This is a genomic window from Carboxydothermus pertinax (genome assembly GCF_001950255.1).
Taxonomy (GTDB): domain Bacteria; phylum Bacillota; class Z-2901; order Carboxydothermales; family Carboxydothermaceae; genus Carboxydothermus; species Carboxydothermus pertinax.
On sequence record NZ_BDJK01000019.1, the window covers coordinates 13,381 to 28,508 of the forward strand.

Consider the following 15,128-nt stretch of genomic DNA (forward strand, 5'->3'; position numbering starts at 1 on the left):
ATTATTTTGTCCCCTACCACGAACCACATACCAACGAATACTATTTATGGAGGTATAAACATGAAAAACTACGAAAAAATTGCCGTTACTCCCTGTGCCGGGATAGGACAAATTTTTGGGGCTATTACCCGGGAAGCAGCGTATAAATTGGTGGAAGAGTTATATCCGGATAATACTGTTTTAGTTTGCTTGCCAGCGCTGGCTACCGGCGTTCAGGAAGATATTGATTTTATCAATGATTATCCGGTGTTAGTGCTAAATGGCTGTAAAGACCGGTGTGCTACAAAGGCAGTGATGGATAAAGGCGGCAAGGTTGATTTTGAAGTATATTTACCGGATGTACTTAGAGAAGAAAAACTCTCTTTAGCCGGTGAAAAAAGAAGCCGGCTGGGAGATAGAAGCCGAAAAGCGATAGATGCACTGGCCGCGCGGGCAGCAACAATTATAAAAGAAAACGTCAGAGGAATCGAAAAAGCTGTTTAAAGAGTTAAAAGCCTTATGGCTACCAGGGCTAGAGCTATAGCTAGCCCTTTTTTGATGGCATTGCCGGAAATTTTAGAAGAAATCCGGGCGCCTATTTGAGCGCCGATGATGGCGCCTACGGCATAGGCAATTGCTTTGGCAAAAACCACGTGACCGTAGGAAATGTGGGATATTACCCCTATTAACGAGGTAATCACCAGGATAAAGTGGCTGGTGGCGGTAGCGATATGCATGGGAAAACCTAAAAAGCCCATCAGCGGTACATGGACAATTCCGCCGCCAATTCCTAAAAGGGAGGAAATTACACCCACTCCTAAGCTAATACCGACCCCAAGCCACAAGTTAAAAGAATATTCGTATTTATTTCCTTCGGCATCAATAATTTCCCGGATTTCTATACCGGGAAATTTTTTTTCCTGATGGTATTCTTTATCCTTTTTTGCGGTGTTTTTATCAGTTGACCGGTGAAAATAAGTTCTGCCTGCCAGAAAAAGTAAAAGTAAGGCGAATAAAATGTTGAACAGGCGGGAATGCAAAAAACGGTTTAAGTAAGCCCCCAGGACAGCTCCCGGAACGGTAGCCAGGGCAAAGTAAAAGGCGGTGCGAAAATCCACCCGCTTTTGCCGGATGTAGGCTATACTGCCGGATAAAGCGTTAAAAAATACCATGAAAAGGGAAGTACCGGCTGCGGCTTGGGGTGAGAATTTTGCCACCAAGATAAGATAAGGGATTAAGATGAAGCCACCTCCGGCTCCAATTAAAGTACCGATCATCCCGACAAATATGCCGATGATTACGTTTAATAAATGTTCCATATTTTTCACCTTTCTATTTTAAATGCTTTGATATTTTAAATGTAGGGGCAACTCCATTTTTCCAACTTCTAACTTCAAACCTCAAACTTCTAAGACATAATTGTGTTTGGTAATCTGTCGTAAGTGGTCGGGAAAAGATGAGCGACCACTGTTAATATTTTACCACTTTTTTCTTTAAAAAAAAGAACCTTTACTGGAGGTGGTGCATAAAATTTAAGAGCGAGGGAGGGATTTTGATGAAAAAATATTTGCTTGTCTTTTTAGCTCTTTTGCTGTCGCTTTTCCTGGTGCTTGTTGGATGCGGTACTGAAAAAACCACCAAAGAACCGGAAAAATTATTATCTACTTTTAAAATTAAGCCCTTAGACCAGGAGGTGACCGTAACGGTTGGCTTAAAACAGGTGGTGAGTGATGCCGGTATCTTAATAGGTATGGCCAAGGGATACTACCAGGAACTGGGGATAAAAATCGAACCAGTGCAGTTTAACTCCGGCCAGGAAATGATTAACCAGCTTGCGGCCAAAGGTTTAGATGTTGGTTGTACGGTGACTTCTACCGCCTTATTTAACGCCATGGGACGGGGAATACCCATTAAAATTGTGGCAGATAAAGGCTACAACCTGCCGCAAAAAGGCTACTACCGGCTGGTAATACGAAAAGACCTGGCGGACCAGATAAAAGACTACAAGGACTTAAAAGGCCGGAAAATTGCTATAGTTGGAACTGCCTCCTTAGATGAGATTTGCTTGGACCGGGTGTTAAATAAAGGGGGTCTCACTACCAAAGATGTGGAATTACAAATTATTCGGTCCTTCCCGGATATTATTGCAGCTTTTGCCAATAAATCAATAGATGCGGCTATGGTTATCGAACCGTTTGTGGCCCAGGGAGTAGAAAAAGGCTTAATTGACCGCTGGAAAGACCCGGTGGAGTACGATCCCGATGCTCAGATTGCCATTTTAGTATTTGGCCCTTCGATTACCGAAAAGCCGGAAGTTGCAAAACGGTTTATGCTGGCATATGTCAAAGCCCTGCGGGATTATAACGATGCTTTTATTAAAGGTGTCGAGCGGGAACGGATTATTTCGATCCTTATGGAATATTCCACGGTAAAGGACCGCAAGCTTTATGACGAAATGTACCCGGTAGGGCTCAATCCTAATGGGTATGTGCGAAAGATTGGTATTGAAAAGGACCTTACCTGGTATAAAAACCATGGGCTTTTAGAAAAAGATGTTAAAGCGATTGATGCAATTGACAATTCTTACGTGGACTTTGTGCTTACCAAACTTGGCGTCTATGAATAATAAAGGGGGTGGGGGAATGGACAGCAAAATTCCGCTTAAAAATTTAATTTTAAAAGGGTTGTCGTTCCTTTCCCCCTTACTTTTTCTTTTGGTGTGGGAGCTTTTAGCAAGGGATCATTTAATCGATACCCGGCTTTTTTCCTCCCCTTCAGCCATTTTAAAGGCGCTACCGCCTTTAATTAAAAGCGGGGAACTTTTCTGGCATACTTATGTAAGTTTAAAACGCGTATTTTTAGGCATATTGCTTGGCGGGGGCCTGGGAGTTATCTTAGGTCTTTTAATGGGTCTTTCCTCTTTTATCCGGGCATTAATTGAACCTTTAGTTGCTGCTACTTTTCCGATCCCTAAAATTGCTATCATGCCCTTAATCCTTTTAATCTTTGGCCTGGGAGAAGCCTCAAAAATTGCTACTATTGCCATAGGGGTTTTTTATTTGGTGCTGATTAATACTTTAGCGGGAGTAGTAAATCTCGAAAAAGTATATTTTGAAGTGGCGGAAAATTTTGGGGCTAATTCCTGGCAGAAGTTCTGGAGTTTAGCTTTACCCGGGGCAATGCCGCTAATTTTTACCGGGATTAAACTTGCCCTTGGAACCGGACTTCTTTTGGTGGTAGCGGCAGAGATGTCAGCGGCCCGGGCGGGACTCGGGTACATGATCTGGCGGGCGTATGATATGTTTGCCATTGAACAAATGTTTATCGCCCTTTTAATGCTTTCCCTTTTAGGCTACATTCTGTCTTACTTACTGGACTTTATCGAAAAAATCATTATCCCCTGGAAGGGGTGAGTGTAGGTGGAAAAGGTGCTGGTGGAAAAGGTAACAAAAATTTTTTATTCCCGAAAAAAAGAAGTAGCTGCGCTGAAAGATATCGGCTTTACCGTTTTGAAAAACGAATTTGTTACAATAGTAGGACCATCCGGTTGCGGGAAAACTACTTTGCTTAGGATTATAGCCGGGCTTATTCCGCCTACCCGGGGAGAGGTGAAAATAATTCGGGAGGATCCGGAAAAGCCGCTTAATGCTATGGTATTTCAGGAGCAGTCGGTGTTTCCGTGGCTTACGGTTTACGAAAATGTTGAGTTTGGTTTAAAACTACGAAAACTACCGAAAAAACTTCGCCAGGAAAAGGTGGAGTATTACTTAAAGGTTACCGGACTTTTAGATTTTGCCCGGTCCTACCCGAAAGAATTATCGGGAGGGATGAAGCAGCGGGTAGCGGTTGCCCGGGCGTTTGCGGTGGAGCCGGAAGTGCTACTTTTAGACGAGCCTTTTGGAGCGTTAGATGAACAGACCCGGCATGTGTTGCAACAGGAGCTTTTAAAAATTTGGGACGAAAAAAAGATTACCTCACTATTCATCACCCACAGCATTGACGAAGCAATATTTCTGGGGGATAAGGTACTGGTATTATCGGCCCGGCCCGGCAGGGTAAAGGCCATACTTGAGGTTAATCTCCCCCGCCCGCGGGATTTAATAGCAGTAAGAAAAAGCGATGAGTATAAAGTTTTGTTTGAAAAAATATTTACTTGCCTTCGCAGTTAATTATTAAAATTTTGTAACATTTTCCGACAAAAGTTTGAATGTTTTACCATGATAATGTAAAATAAGGTCGAGAAAAAATAAATTTTGGAGGTAGTACGATGAACCAAAAGCCCCTTTTCTGGGTGATTGTAGGAATAGTTATTTTATTTCTCCTGTATGGATTTTCTACCTATAATTCCCTTGTGGCTTTAAACGAAAAAGTCGATGCTAATTTAAGCGAAATTGATAACCAACTGGCCCGGGCGGCGGATCTTTTGCCCAATCTTGAGGCCACAGTGAAGGGCTATGCGGCCCACGAAAAAGAAATCTTTGTGAGTATTGCGAAAGCTAGAAGTTTGATGCTTTCTGCCGGAACCGTTTCCCAGCGGGATGAAGCGGCAGGAGAGCTAAGTAATCTGGTCGGCCGGCTTTTAATGCTAACCGAAAACTACCCCAACTTAAAGGCCGATGCTCAGTTTGCTCAGCTTATGGACGAACTTGCGGGTACGGCCAATAGGATTACTGTGGCTCGGCGGGATTACAATGAGGCTGTTAGAGAATACAACACCCGCATTAAAACTTTCCCTACCAATATTGTGGCCGGGATATTTGGCTTTACGCCAAAAGATTACTTTAAGGCACCGGAGAATGCTAAAACTTTTCCGAAGGTGAACTTTGGGCAGTAGGTGGAAAAATGAAAACTTATAAAATTTTTGCAGGAGTAGTAATACTCCTTTTTCTTATAAGCGGAACTGCCTTAGCTATCGTCCCCAAACCCCAAAAGGATATTTATGTTGCCGATTATGCCGGAGTACTGTCGGCAGCTACCCGGGAAGAAATCCTTAAGGTAAACCGGGTGCTTTATGCTAAAAGCGGAGCTCAAATAGTTGTAGTGACGGTCAATAGCTTAGAAGGTCTACCAATAGAAGAGTATGCGCTGGCAGTTTTGCGTCAGTGGGGCGTGGGAAGTAGCGAGAAAAATAACGGGGTGGTAATTTTAGTAGCAATTCAGGATCGTAAAGCCCGGATTGAAGTGGGCTATGGCTTGGAAGGGGCTATTCCCGATGGCAAAGCGGGAAGGATTTTAAGAGAGAGTATGCTTCCCTATTTTAGCCAGGGGGATTATGATAAAGGAATTCTCCTTGGTTTTCGCCGGGTAGTGGCGGAAGTGGCCAAAGAGTACGGAATAAGCCCGATTGAGCTGAGTAAAGAAAACCCCGAAGCTTACCAAGTAAAATCCGGTGTTTCTGTGGAAGTGATTGGAGCTGTCTTTGTAACACTTATAATCTTATTTTTTATCATCTCCGCTCTTCTGCGGCCGCGAAAGTACACCTATTACGGACCGCACCGGGGGCCGGATTTTGACCCGCCAATTTTTATACCTCCCGGGGGACCTTTTGGTGGCGGTGATAATGATTTTGACGACCATTTTGGCGGCGGCTCCGGTGGTGGTGGCGGTGCCAGTGGCGGCTGGTAGTTTCTTTTACTTTGGAGGGAGAAGGTTTGGATGGTTATAAGCGAAAATTAATTATAGCTTTTATTGGCGCTTTTTTGTTTTTAGCTTTAGCCCGGTATTATTCACCGATAGTGTACCGTATTTACAGCCACGAACAGTACCTTGGGGTGCATACGTTACTGGAACTTATAACCGTTTTTGTTTCTTTTGCTATTTTCAGTATGGTTTGGCTGATGCGGGATGGACTTACCGGACGGTACGGAAGGTTTTTACATGTTTTAGGTCTTCTCTTTTTAGCGGTAGGGTGGGTGGACTTACTCCATACTCTTTCTTATAAAGGAATGCCTGAGTTTATTACTCCAGGTTCTTATCAAAAAGCAACTTTTTTATGGCTGTACGGAAGATTTATAGTAGCTTTAGGGGTTATTGCAGCAGGACTACAGCTTTGGCGGAATGAAGATAAAACATTTCCTGTTTTATTGATAATGCTTTTAAATTTTGCCTTAATGATTGGGGCTTTTTTGTTTTCAACGGTATATTTAAATAAAGTTCCTCCCCTGTACGTTGAAGGTAAAGGCTTAACTTCTTTAAAAATATCTTTAGAACATGCTTTAATGACGCTTTATGGGCTGGGGTTATTAGTTATTTTTCTAGGGAGAAGATATATTAAACTTTCGGTTTTGGTTAATTTTGGGTATTTTGTGATCTTTACTTTTTTCTCCGAAGTTGCTTTTACTTTTTATAAAAGCGTTTATGATACTTATAACTTAATTGGCCATCTTTACAAGGTGCTTGCTTATTTTTTCCTCTTTCGGGCAATTTATCTTTCCGGGGTATTAAATTACTACTACAATTTAAGCGAAATGGGGAAAATGAGTGAAGAGCTTTTAAAACATAACATTGACTTAGAAAAGCTATTAAAAATTCATGGGGATAAACTTTTAAAGCTTATACCAAAAGCTGAACGGATAGCAATTTACTTAAAAGACGGGGAAGATTATTTTCGAGCTGAATACAGCTGGGGTAAATTTGTAGATTATTTTGATATAGGAAAAACTATTTATTTTAAAAATTTTGAAAAAGTTTTTGGGAAAAGTGTTGAAATTTATGAAAACCTTATTTCTATTTTAAAAATGTTTCGAGAGGTTGAATATTCGCCAGAACTTGAGCGGATATTTTCTGAAGCCAAACAAATTTTATATATTCCCTTAGCTTCCGACGACGAGTTTTTTGGTTTTATTTTTCTTTACCTTTTCCAGCCTTTTAAAAAATTTGATGAATATGATTTTGAAGCAGCGCAGGTTTTTCAAAAATACGCTACTCTGTCAATAATTCAAGCAAAAAGACAGGAGATAATGGAAAAGTTATCTTATGAAGATAGCTTGACCGGGCTCCCAAATCGCCGATATTTCTTTGAGGAATTGGAAAAAATAAAATACGATGCGGATCGTTACGGCGAACCTTTTACGTTAGTATTTCTGGATATGAATGGATTAAAAGAGATTAACGATAGTTTAGGCCACGGGGCAGGGGATCAAGCCTTGAAGTTAATAGGACAAAAAATCCGGGAAAATATCCGGCAAAGCGATATAGGAGCCAGGCTTGGTGGTGATGAGTTTGGGATTATTTACCGCAAGATGGGTCTGGAAGAAGGGAAAAACAAAGTTTTAGAGCTTAAAAAGCGTTTTTCTGCTTTAGAACTTAAAAAATACCAGCGCAAATTTTCTTTGGCAGTAGGGGGAGCAACTTATCCGGTGGAAGCGGGGAATACCGAGATTCTTTTAAAGCTTGCTGACGACCGGATGTATGAAGATAAAAGTAAAGTTAAGAGGCAATTAAATTAGGGGAGAATGAAAAATAAATAACAAAGGGGGTGAGAGTTTTGAAAGTATCTTTATTTGACTTTTTCTGGTTTTTAATTTTGCTGATGTCTTTAGTTCCAATGTTTAAACAACAAAAAATTGAAGTTTTGCGGCTCAAGATCATTCGTCATTTTGAAACGAAAAGAAAATCACGCTTAATAACGATGATTCACCGGCAAGAGACTTTTAGCTTTTTGGGGCTGCCTTTTAGCCGTTACATCAATATTGAGGATTCGGAGCAGATTTTGCGGGCAATTCGCTTGACCCCTGATGATATGCCAATTGACCTGGTACTCCACACCCCCGGAGGGCTGGTTCTGGCTGCCGAGCAGATAGCTGAAGCTTTAAGAAAGCATCCGGCCAAAGTAACGGTATTTATTCCGCACTATGCTATGTCCGGCGGAACTTTAATTGCTTTAGCGGCCGATGAAATTGTCATGGATGAAAATGCGGTGGCGGGTCCGGTAGATCCGCAGCTTGGGGAATTTCCGGCGGCATCGATTCTTAAAGTGGTGGAGCAAAAAGGACCCGATAAGGTAGAGGACAAAACCCTGATTATGGCGGACATTGCCAAAAAAGCCCTGGCCCAGGTGGAAAATACGGTGGTAGAGCTTTTATCCGATAAAATGGAGCTGGAAAAAGCCCGGGAAGTGGCCAAGCTTTTATCCCAGGGAACCTGGACTCACGATTATCCCATTTCTGCCCAGCAGTTAAAGGAGCTGGGGCTTCCGGTGTCGACTAACCTGCCCCGGGAGATTTATGAGCTTATGGATTTGTATCCCCAGCCCCAGGGCCGCCGGCCTTCAGTGCAGTATATCCCACTGCCTTACGGGAAAAATGATTTGCCTAAATAAATAATTGTACCCCCTTGGGAGGGGGTATTTTTATTGACAGTGTGGAAATAATAGGAGAAAATTAGGTTAAAAGGCGGTAAATATTCATGAAAAATTTAGTGGAAAATGAAGAAATAAAAAATAAATAATATTAGGACCGAGAGTTATTATAAGGATTTTTTCCGAGTTACAGAAGAAGAAGTTAAACAGCAGATCATTGATGCTGAAAAATTTATCAGAGAAATTAAAGAATATATAAAAAGGACTTACGGCATTACGCCCTAAGTCCTTTAATTTTTACGCCCGGCATGGGCGCGGAATTACAAGTGAAAGTCCTGAACGGTGAAGGTAGTAGTAGCCGTTAACTAAAACAAGGACGGCTAGCATGAGGTGAAATCTATCGGTGGCTAGCGGTTTAGGGATTCGAGATTATAATATTTACGTCCTCATGGCCATTGGCAGCATAAAGAGGTAAATATTAATTAAAAAGAAGACGATAATTAATATACCAAACGGTAAAAAAACATTGAAAGTATTTTTAGGTTCATTATTTTTTGTAATTTTCCAGGCGGTATACAGAGATAAAATTGCACCTAATACTAGAAGACTATATTGCAAAAGAGTAATCGTAGAGGAGCCGACTATTGAGCGACTCATATTGTCTAATTCCTGACCGGTGAAAAAGGTTAAGCCTGTATAAAATATTGATTTTCCTTCGGCAAGGAGGTGAAAAAGGTTATGCGCCAAATGCCCGGCCAGATCTAGAGGAATAAGGGCATAGCCGTAGCGCGCAAAATTTTCCCAGGACTTTTGCTTATTAACCAAAGCTACTCCCTTGCTTGCAATTAATGTTAAAACCACAGGTACAGCCATTGCAATTAAGAACAGTACAGTAAATAACACAGCATAATTATCGGTGTGGAGGATATTGGTTAAAGCCTTTTGCCATTTTTGCCAGATTTCCAGCATGGTAATGTTTTGTACAAAAACGATACCCATAATTACAATTGCCAAAAATGACTCTTCCAGTCTTGGCCGTTTGATGAACCAAAGTTCACTGGCAGGAGGTTTAAAAGAGATATTTATGGAATCGTTTGGACAATTTTTAACACAATAGCCGCAAAGATTGCAGGTGGCGCTGGTTTGCATATTTCTTGGGACCTCAAATAATGGGCAACCGGGGGTATTTTTGCTCCCTTTATAGCAAGCAAGAGTGGTACAATTTTTACAAATATCCGGGGTGGCCCGTAGTTTTAACATACCGGTTCGGGAATAGTTACCGGCAAGACCACCTAGGAAGCAAAGATAACGGCACCAGGTGCGTCTTTCAAAAAGAACACCGGAAAAGATAACTCCGGTGGTTATCAAAAGGAGCAGAATTCCGGAACCCCGGGGATTTTCTACGATACCCCAGATATGGTCTGACCAGGTTATTAAGATAAAAGTAGCATCAATAATCCAAATGCCATATTTTTTAAGGAAGTTTGGAACTTTAAGTTTAATTCCTGCAAATTTTTGGACGATATCGTTAATGGTGGCAAAAGGACAGATTGCACACCAAAAGCGTCCAAACAAAAGGAAAATAAACGGGATAATGGGCCACCAAAGCACCCAGGTAAGGGCGGTACCAAAATTATCATGGGGCGATGCAGGACCTGTGATTAAAGTATAAACAATAATGCTAAAGAAAAATAAGGTAAAGATCTGAAAAATTAACGGATACCAGCGGCTCCTAAGGATATTTTTAAGAATTTGGCTCATTTTTCAACTCCTCTCTTTTGGGAAGATGGCGGACAATAAGCCCAGTTAAGATTATGCCTGCATTTAAAATGCCTATAACTTTTAAAAAACTCCACGGGATATCGCCTGACGAGTGAGAATCTTTGACTTCATGGCCATCAGTCATGTTTTTATTTGGAGAATTGTCGATGGCGGCTTTTTGGTGGTCAGTTGCACTGTTATTGGACATGTCCATATCTTCTGAAGACTTGGTGTTTTGCTGGTTGCTATCCATGTTATTACTGGACATATCCATATTCCCCGAAGACATCGAGCTGTTAGTAGCCATAGAATCCTGGCTATTGCTGCCGCTGGCTAAAGCTATGCTACCTAAAATAAAGAGCAACAGCATTAAAAGGGTTAGAATTTTGGTTGCTTTTTGCATAACCTATCACCTCCTGCGGTAGATTTGACTAGTACCTAAATTACCAAAGAGATGTTTAAAAAGCATAACAAAAATGTTACAAAAATAAAAACTAAAACCTGTAGTAGTTTTATAATATGATGTTCATAATTGCCGGTGTGGTGATTTTAATCTTTACATTTGGGACCTGGACCTATCTCCAGGACCTGGCGAAAAATTCTGAAGGTATTTTTCATGGACACCAGGAAACTGAATAGTATATGGATTAAAAGGAAAAGGCGGGGTATGTTTTACCTCGCCTTTTTCAAAAGAATATATAAAAAGGACTTTACGGCATTACGCCCTAAGTCCTTTAACTTTTTAGGTAAATTTGGTGAGCGATTATTTCCGCTACCGCAAAGCGAATTTCATGAGGGCTAAGGTTTTTCCTGAAAATCTTCAGGGTTATTTCATAAGGGTTTAGCCCTTCCTCGGTAAGCTTTTTAATTTCTTGAAGTCGGTCCCTATGGTGGGCAAAAAGTTCTTTGATCCGTCCTAACATATCGGAAAAAGGATTACCGTGTCCGGGAAGAATTAAGTTTACCTTAAGATTTTTTAAGGCTTCTAAGCTATGCAAATAGTCTTTTAGCGGATTTTGCCCGCTGTACATCGGCCAATAGCTTATATTGGACGATATTTTTTCCAAGAGATGGTCTCCTGAAAATAAAAGCTCTAATTCCTCTAGGTGCAGGGTAAGATGGGAGGGCGAGTGGCCCGGATGAAAGTAAGTGGTTAAAAGATATTTACCAAAGGGTACTTTTTGTCCGGGAGCAATGAAAGTAACTTCCGGATGAGGTGCTGTCATTTCCCGGTTTCTTATAGTATGGTAAATTATTTCTTCACTTTTTTCGGTGGGAACACCGGCTTGTAAGTAAAATTCGGCAAACTTTGGATAAATTTCTTCCGGGTCTTTGATAAAAAATCCCCGGGCTGCGGTAAACTCCTGCGGTGCCATGTAGACCCTGGCCCGGGATTTCTGTTGCATATAGCCGGCAAGGCCGTAATGGTCCGGGTGGTAATGGGTTAAATAAATAGTTTTTAAATTTTCCCATTTAAGTCCTAACTCGGTAACTACTTTTTCCCAGGCCGCTCGAGCCTCAGGGTAGTTAATTCCGGTATCAATAACATACCAGCCTTTTTCATCGAAAGTTAAGTAGCAGTTAATATACTTTAAAGGAAAAGGTACGGGTATTTTTACCCGGTAAATTTCTGTCTCTGAAATTTTTTCCAGCATCTTTATCCCCTCTTTCTATCGGATAACTTTATTTTATGCCTAATAAATTTTTTTTGCAAAAATTTTTTCCTTTCCCCCCCTAAAATTTTAAAAGCTTACGAATATTATAGTGAAAACAAAATTTAAAGGAGGTAGATACCATGAAAAAGCTTATAGCAGTAGTATTAACTTTATCCCTGGTGGTGGCTTTTGCCGGTTTTGCTCTGGCGGAAGAAGGGACTACCCCGACGGTTACCGATACTACCTACACTACGGTAACTAACACTACAGTTACTAATGCTACTTATAATAATACGGTAACTGATACTACGTATAATACAAATTCGGTCGCAGGAACTACTTATCCGCAACCAGCAGTAAGTATGGCGGTTTACACTTTTGCCGGGGTAGTAGCATATAACAAAGACGGTGTGTTTACCGTAGCCAAGATGAACAAAAACGTTACCATATCCAAAAGCTTTACTGTTGTTGACCCGGCAGCGGTTAAGGTAACCGGAAATAAGGGGCTCAAAATCTTTACTTTAGTAGAGAAAAAAGCGGGCAAAAAGATTGTATCTGTTCCGAAATTTGTGAAGTATACTGTAAAAGACCTTGCTTCAATCCCGGTGGGAGCAAAAGTGGTGGTCAAGTACGATGCCCAGGGAACTTTAAAGGAAGTAAAAGTGGTTGGTGGAATTGTTAATAAAAAAGAAATGCAGGATTTAATGAAGATGAAGCGGGATACGGCTAAAACAGTAGTAGCACTAAAAGCCAAGGTTCAGATAGAAATAAAAGCTAAGGTTCAAGCGGAAAAAGCCAATGGCAAGAGGAAAAAATAGGGTAAAAATTGGCAGTTGGAGATTTAGGATAAGTCGGTTTTTGATTAAGGCTGTTGATAAATGCTCAACAGCCTTTTAATTTTTATTGGCTAATTTTATGTTAAACAACTTGCATTAACGAGCGATTTTTGTTAACTTTTAAATAAAAATAGTTAACAATATATAATTTAACCTGTATTTATAACAGTAAAGAGGGAGGTATTGATATGTTTAACCGTATATTTGAATTAACCCAAAAAGTGCTGGCCGGCGGACAAATTAACCAATTCGAAGCTATAGAACTTGCGCAGGCTGAGGGAGCGGATATTCAGGTATTAGCAGCGATGGCGGCTAAGATCAGGGAAAAGTTTGTGGGGGATAAGGTGGATTTATGCTCAATAATCAGCGTAAAAACCGGTCGTTGTTCAGAAGACTGTGCCTTTTGTGCTCAATCGGCTCATCATCATACAGAAATTACACCCACTGAAATGCTCGATGAAGAAAAAATTTTAGCCAAGGCCAGGGCGATGGAAGCGGCCGGAGCCCATCGCTTTGATCTGGTAACGGCCGGTCTGGGAATGACCGAGGAGGACGAGGATTTTAAAAAAATTTTAGCTATTTATCAACGTTTACGTCAGGAAGTAAAGCTTAAATTATGCGCTTGCCTGGGCACATTAACCGAAAAAGCGGCCAGAATGTTGCATGAAGTGGGAGTTACAAGATATAATCACAATCTGGAAACAGCGCGAAGTTTTTTTAACAATATCGTTACAACTCATACTTATGATGAACGGATAGAAACCATTAAAAGGGTCAAAAAAGCCGGCATGGAAGTATGTTGTGGCGGTATTATCGGCATGGGAGAAACGATGGAACAGCGGATTGAGTTTGCTTTTACGCTAAAGGAATTGGATGTAGATGCCGTACCGATAAATGTGCTTAATCCAATTAAGGGGACAAAACTGGAAAACCGGCCGCTTTTATCGCCCCTGGAAGTTGTTAAGACTTTTGCCATTTTCCGCTTCATTTTACCGGATAAAAATATCAGGTATGCCGGTGGCCGGGAGGTAAATTTGCGGGATATGCAGGCTTTGGGATTAATGGCGGGATTAAACGGCATGTTAATCGGGCATTATTTAACCACTAAAGGCCGGGAAGTGGAAACAGATTTACAGATGATCAGAGATTTAGGTTTGAAAATTTAAGAGAAAAGGTTATAAAAAATTAGACCCTGCAATTTTGCTAAAAATGCAGGGTCTTTCAATTGCAACCGGTTCAAATAGCCTGCTTTTTAAATCTTCTCTATTTTCTTTTTAAGGAGTTTTTCTTTTATCTCATAAATCTTTTGGGCCAATTCCCGGGATTCGGCAAGAGTTAGTTCGCTTTGCAGTTTATTAAACTCCAAAGTAGCTTCTTCTAAAGTTTTATGGTGGAATGCGGCTAATTTTACTGCATCAGAAAAGACCCGAGCTGCTTTTTCTTCTCCTTCTCCCATTAAAAGCTTTTCTACGGCTTGATATGCCTCAATCGGAACTTTTGCCTTTTGGGCCAGGTCCTGGCGGGTGCTTTTTTCCGTTATCGTATGAAAATAAGCGGCTACCACCGGAACTAAGGGGGAAATTAAGAGTTTTTCGGAAAGCTTTTCGGCATATTCCCCGGCTTTTAAAGATAACCCCAAAAGTTCCGGTTGGTTAAACAGGTACTTTCGCACGTTAACTTCTACCCGGGTTTTCACTATTTCCGGCTGACTTTGAATTTCGTTGGCTACAGTTCCCAGGCATTTGTCGGCGTAATTACACCAGGCGGCGCAACCGGGATTAAATTTAGGATTGGTGACAAAGTTTTTGCAGTGCGGACATTTTATGGTGATGTCATCTTTCCAGAACTCAATCACTTCTCCACAGTGCGGGCAGGGGGATTCAAAAATATCATCGATTTTCCAGAAACTCCGGTCCTGACCGGGACATTTCCACATGCTCATAATGCCACTTCCTTTCCTTACTACCATTAAACCCTAAAAATCAAGAAAATTCTGTGATCTGGCCCACAAAATACATAGAAAATACAATATACATGAGAAACGGTACTTTCATTAACTAAAGTCGAAATATATACTTTTGAGCAGGAAAAAATAGAGGGAGAGTGAGATGATGTCAAAAAAAGGAGCAGGAGCAGTTTTAGGGGCAGCGTTTTTAATGGCAACTTCCGCTATTGGTCCCGGATTTTTAACCCAAACGGCGGTATTTACCGAACAACTTCTTACCAGCTTTGGTTTTGTTATCCTTATGTCCATTTTGCTGGATATTGGAGCTCAGCTAAACATCTGGCGGATAATTACTATGACGAAAAGACCAGGACAGGAGTTGGTCGATCAGGTGCTGCCTGGACTGGGAGTTTTTATTACCTTTTTAATTGTTTTAGGGGGTTTTGCCTTTAATATCGGCAATATTGCTGGGACAGGTATGGCGGTGAATGTCATAACCGGGATTAGCCCGAAGTGGGGAGCAGTCATTTCTGCTGTTTTTGCCATATTTATTTTCTTATCTAAAGATTTGGGGAGTAAAATTGATTTGACCGCTAAGGTTTTAGGTGGGGTTATGATTTTGCTTACGGCTTATGTGGCTATAATCACAACCC

General features: G+C 41.0%; 15 protein-coding genes and 1 pseudogene. 11 read left to right on the plus strand and 5 right to left on the minus strand.

The features are described 5' to 3' along the window. The first annotated feature begins 60 nt into the window (after positions 1–60). Positions 61–483, plus strand: coding sequence for a putative zinc-binding protein (locus cpu_RS06495; protein ID WP_075859222.1), 423 nt, complete (start codon positions 61–63; stop codon positions 481–483). Here the strand turns inward: cpu_RS06495 and cpu_RS06500 are convergent. After that, the gene (locus cpu_RS06500) at positions 480–1,298 is read right to left on the minus strand and encodes a sulfite exporter TauE/SafE family protein (protein WP_075859223.1); all 819 of its coding nucleotides are present in this window, start codon (positions 1,296–1,298) and stop codon (positions 480–482) included. The two genes, cpu_RS06495 and cpu_RS06500, sit on opposite strands and share 4 nt — an antisense overlap. Before the next feature lie 236 nt (positions 1,299–1,534). On the opposite strand from cpu_RS06500, the gene cpu_RS06505 reads away from it, so the two are divergent. The 7 genes from cpu_RS06505 (at position 1,535) to cpu_RS06535 (ending at position 8,299) form a co-directional block, all read left to right on the plus strand. After that, on the plus strand, positions 1,535–2,605 hold the full coding sequence (locus cpu_RS06505; RefSeq protein WP_075859224.1) for an ABC transporter substrate-binding protein: 1,071 nt from the start codon (positions 1,535–1,537) through the stop codon (positions 2,603–2,605). A 16-nt stretch (positions 2,606–2,621) separates the two neighbouring features. Beyond that, positions 2,622–3,392 (plus strand): ABC transporter permease, encoded by a 771-nt coding sequence (locus tag cpu_RS06510; RefSeq protein ID WP_075859225.1) that lies wholly within the window; start codon positions 2,622–2,624, stop codon positions 3,390–3,392. Positions 3,393–3,398: 6 nt separating this feature from the next. Further along, positions 3,399–4,148 (plus strand): ABC transporter ATP-binding protein, encoded by a 750-nt coding sequence (locus cpu_RS06515; RefSeq protein ID WP_075859226.1) that lies wholly within the window; start codon positions 3,399–3,401, stop codon positions 4,146–4,148. Between the two features lie 98 nt (positions 4,149–4,246). Next, entirely contained in the window at positions 4,247–4,813 is a 567-nt protein-coding gene (locus cpu_RS06520; protein ID WP_075859227.1) for a LemA family protein, read from the plus strand. 8 nt (positions 4,814–4,821) lie between these two features. Continuing rightward, positions 4,822–5,604: a TPM domain-containing protein gene (locus cpu_RS06525; RefSeq protein WP_075859228.1), complete on the plus strand. Its 783-nt coding sequence runs from the start codon at positions 4,822–4,824 to the stop codon at positions 5,602–5,604. Positions 5,605–5,630: 26 nt separating this feature from the next. Then, positions 5,631–7,427, plus strand: a complete 1,797-nt coding sequence (locus cpu_RS06530; protein ID WP_075859229.1) for a sensor domain-containing diguanylate cyclase — start codon at positions 5,631–5,633, stop codon at positions 7,425–7,427. A gap of 29 nt (positions 7,428–7,456) precedes the next feature. Beyond that, a complete protein-coding gene (locus cpu_RS06535; RefSeq protein WP_075859230.1) occupies positions 7,457–8,299 on the plus strand; it encodes an SDH family Clp fold serine proteinase in 843 nt (280 codons plus the stop codon). A 417-nt stretch (positions 8,300–8,716) separates the two neighbouring features. On the opposite strand, the gene cpu_RS06540 is transcribed toward cpu_RS06535, so the two are convergent. The 3 genes from cpu_RS06540 to cpu_RS06545 form a co-directional block, all read right to left on the minus strand. Continuing rightward, on the minus strand, positions 8,717–10,039 hold the full coding sequence (locus cpu_RS06540; protein ID WP_143299302.1) for a 4Fe-4S binding protein: 1,323 nt from the start codon (positions 10,037–10,039) through the stop codon (positions 8,717–8,719). Continuing rightward, positions 10,023–10,442 carry a hypothetical protein gene (locus cpu_RS13515; protein WP_143299303.1) on the minus strand — a complete coding sequence of 140 codons (420 nt, stop codon included), beginning with the start codon at positions 10,440–10,442 and terminating at the stop codon, positions 10,023–10,025. Before cpu_RS13515 ends, cpu_RS06540 begins: the two co-directional genes overlap by 17 nt. A gap of 331 nt (positions 10,443–10,773) precedes the next feature. Then, positions 10,774–11,694, minus strand: coding sequence for an MBL fold metallo-hydrolase (locus cpu_RS06545; protein WP_075859231.1), 921 nt, complete (start codon positions 11,692–11,694; stop codon positions 10,774–10,776). 140 nt (positions 11,695–11,834) lie between these two features. Here cpu_RS06545 and cpu_RS06550 point away from each other — a divergent pair, with 140 nt between their 5' ends. Both cpu_RS06550 and bioB read left to right on the plus strand, forming a co-directional pair. After that, a complete protein-coding gene (locus cpu_RS06550) occupies positions 11,835–12,512 on the plus strand; it encodes a hypothetical protein (RefSeq protein WP_075859232.1) in 678 nt (225 codons plus the stop codon). Positions 12,513–12,718: 206 nt separating this feature from the next. Further along, positions 12,719–13,696: a biotin synthase BioB gene (gene bioB / locus cpu_RS06555; RefSeq protein ID WP_075859233.1), complete on the plus strand. Its 978-nt coding sequence runs from the start codon at positions 12,719–12,721 to the stop codon at positions 13,694–13,696. Between the two features lie 86 nt (positions 13,697–13,782). Here bioB and cpu_RS06560 read toward each other — a convergent pair whose 3' ends face one another. Further along, a complete protein-coding gene (locus cpu_RS06560; protein WP_075859234.1) occupies positions 13,783–14,472 on the minus strand; it encodes a hypothetical protein in 690 nt (229 codons plus the stop codon). 166 nt (positions 14,473–14,638) lie between these two features. Here cpu_RS06560 and cpu_RS06565 point away from each other — a divergent pair. After that, positions 14,639–15,128 (plus strand): annotated as a pseudogene (locus cpu_RS06565) (divalent metal cation transporter); the annotation flags it as partial.

Coding starts and splice junctions, on each gene's coding strand:
- cpu_RS06505 (WP_075859224.1), top strand. CDS start 1,535: ATGAAAAAATATTTGCTTGTCTTTTTAGCTCTTTTGCTGTCGCTTTTC.
- bioB (WP_075859233.1), top strand. CDS start 12,719: ATGTTTAACCGTATATTTGAATTAACCCAAAAAGTGCTGGCCGGCGGA.
- cpu_RS13515 (WP_143299303.1), bottom strand. CDS start 10,442: ATGCAAAAAGCAACCAAAATTCTAACCCTTTTAATGCTGTTGCTCTTT.
- cpu_RS06550 (WP_075859232.1), top strand. CDS start 11,835: ATGAAAAAGCTTATAGCAGTAGTATTAACTTTATCCCTGGTGGTGGCT.
- cpu_RS06525 (WP_075859228.1), top strand. CDS start 4,822: ATGAAAACTTATAAAATTTTTGCAGGAGTAGTAATACTCCTTTTTCTT.
- cpu_RS06500 (WP_075859223.1), bottom strand. CDS start 1,298: ATGGAACATTTATTAAACGTAATCATCGGCATATTTGTCGGGATGATC.
- cpu_RS06510 (WP_075859225.1), top strand. CDS start 2,622: ATGGACAGCAAAATTCCGCTTAAAAATTTAATTTTAAAAGGGTTGTCG.
- cpu_RS06540 (WP_143299302.1), bottom strand. CDS start 10,039: ATGAGCCAAATTCTTAAAAATATCCTTAGGAGCCGCTGGTATCCGTTA.
- cpu_RS06545 (WP_075859231.1), bottom strand. CDS start 11,694: ATGCTGGAAAAAATTTCAGAGACAGAAATTTACCGGGTAAAAATACCC.
- cpu_RS06560 (WP_075859234.1), bottom strand. CDS start 14,472: ATGAGCATGTGGAAATGTCCCGGTCAGGACCGGAGTTTCTGGAAAATC.
- cpu_RS06520 (WP_075859227.1), top strand. CDS start 4,247: ATGAACCAAAAGCCCCTTTTCTGGGTGATTGTAGGAATAGTTATTTTA.
- cpu_RS06495 (WP_075859222.1), top strand. CDS start 61: ATGAAAAACTACGAAAAAATTGCCGTTACTCCCTGTGCCGGGATAGGA.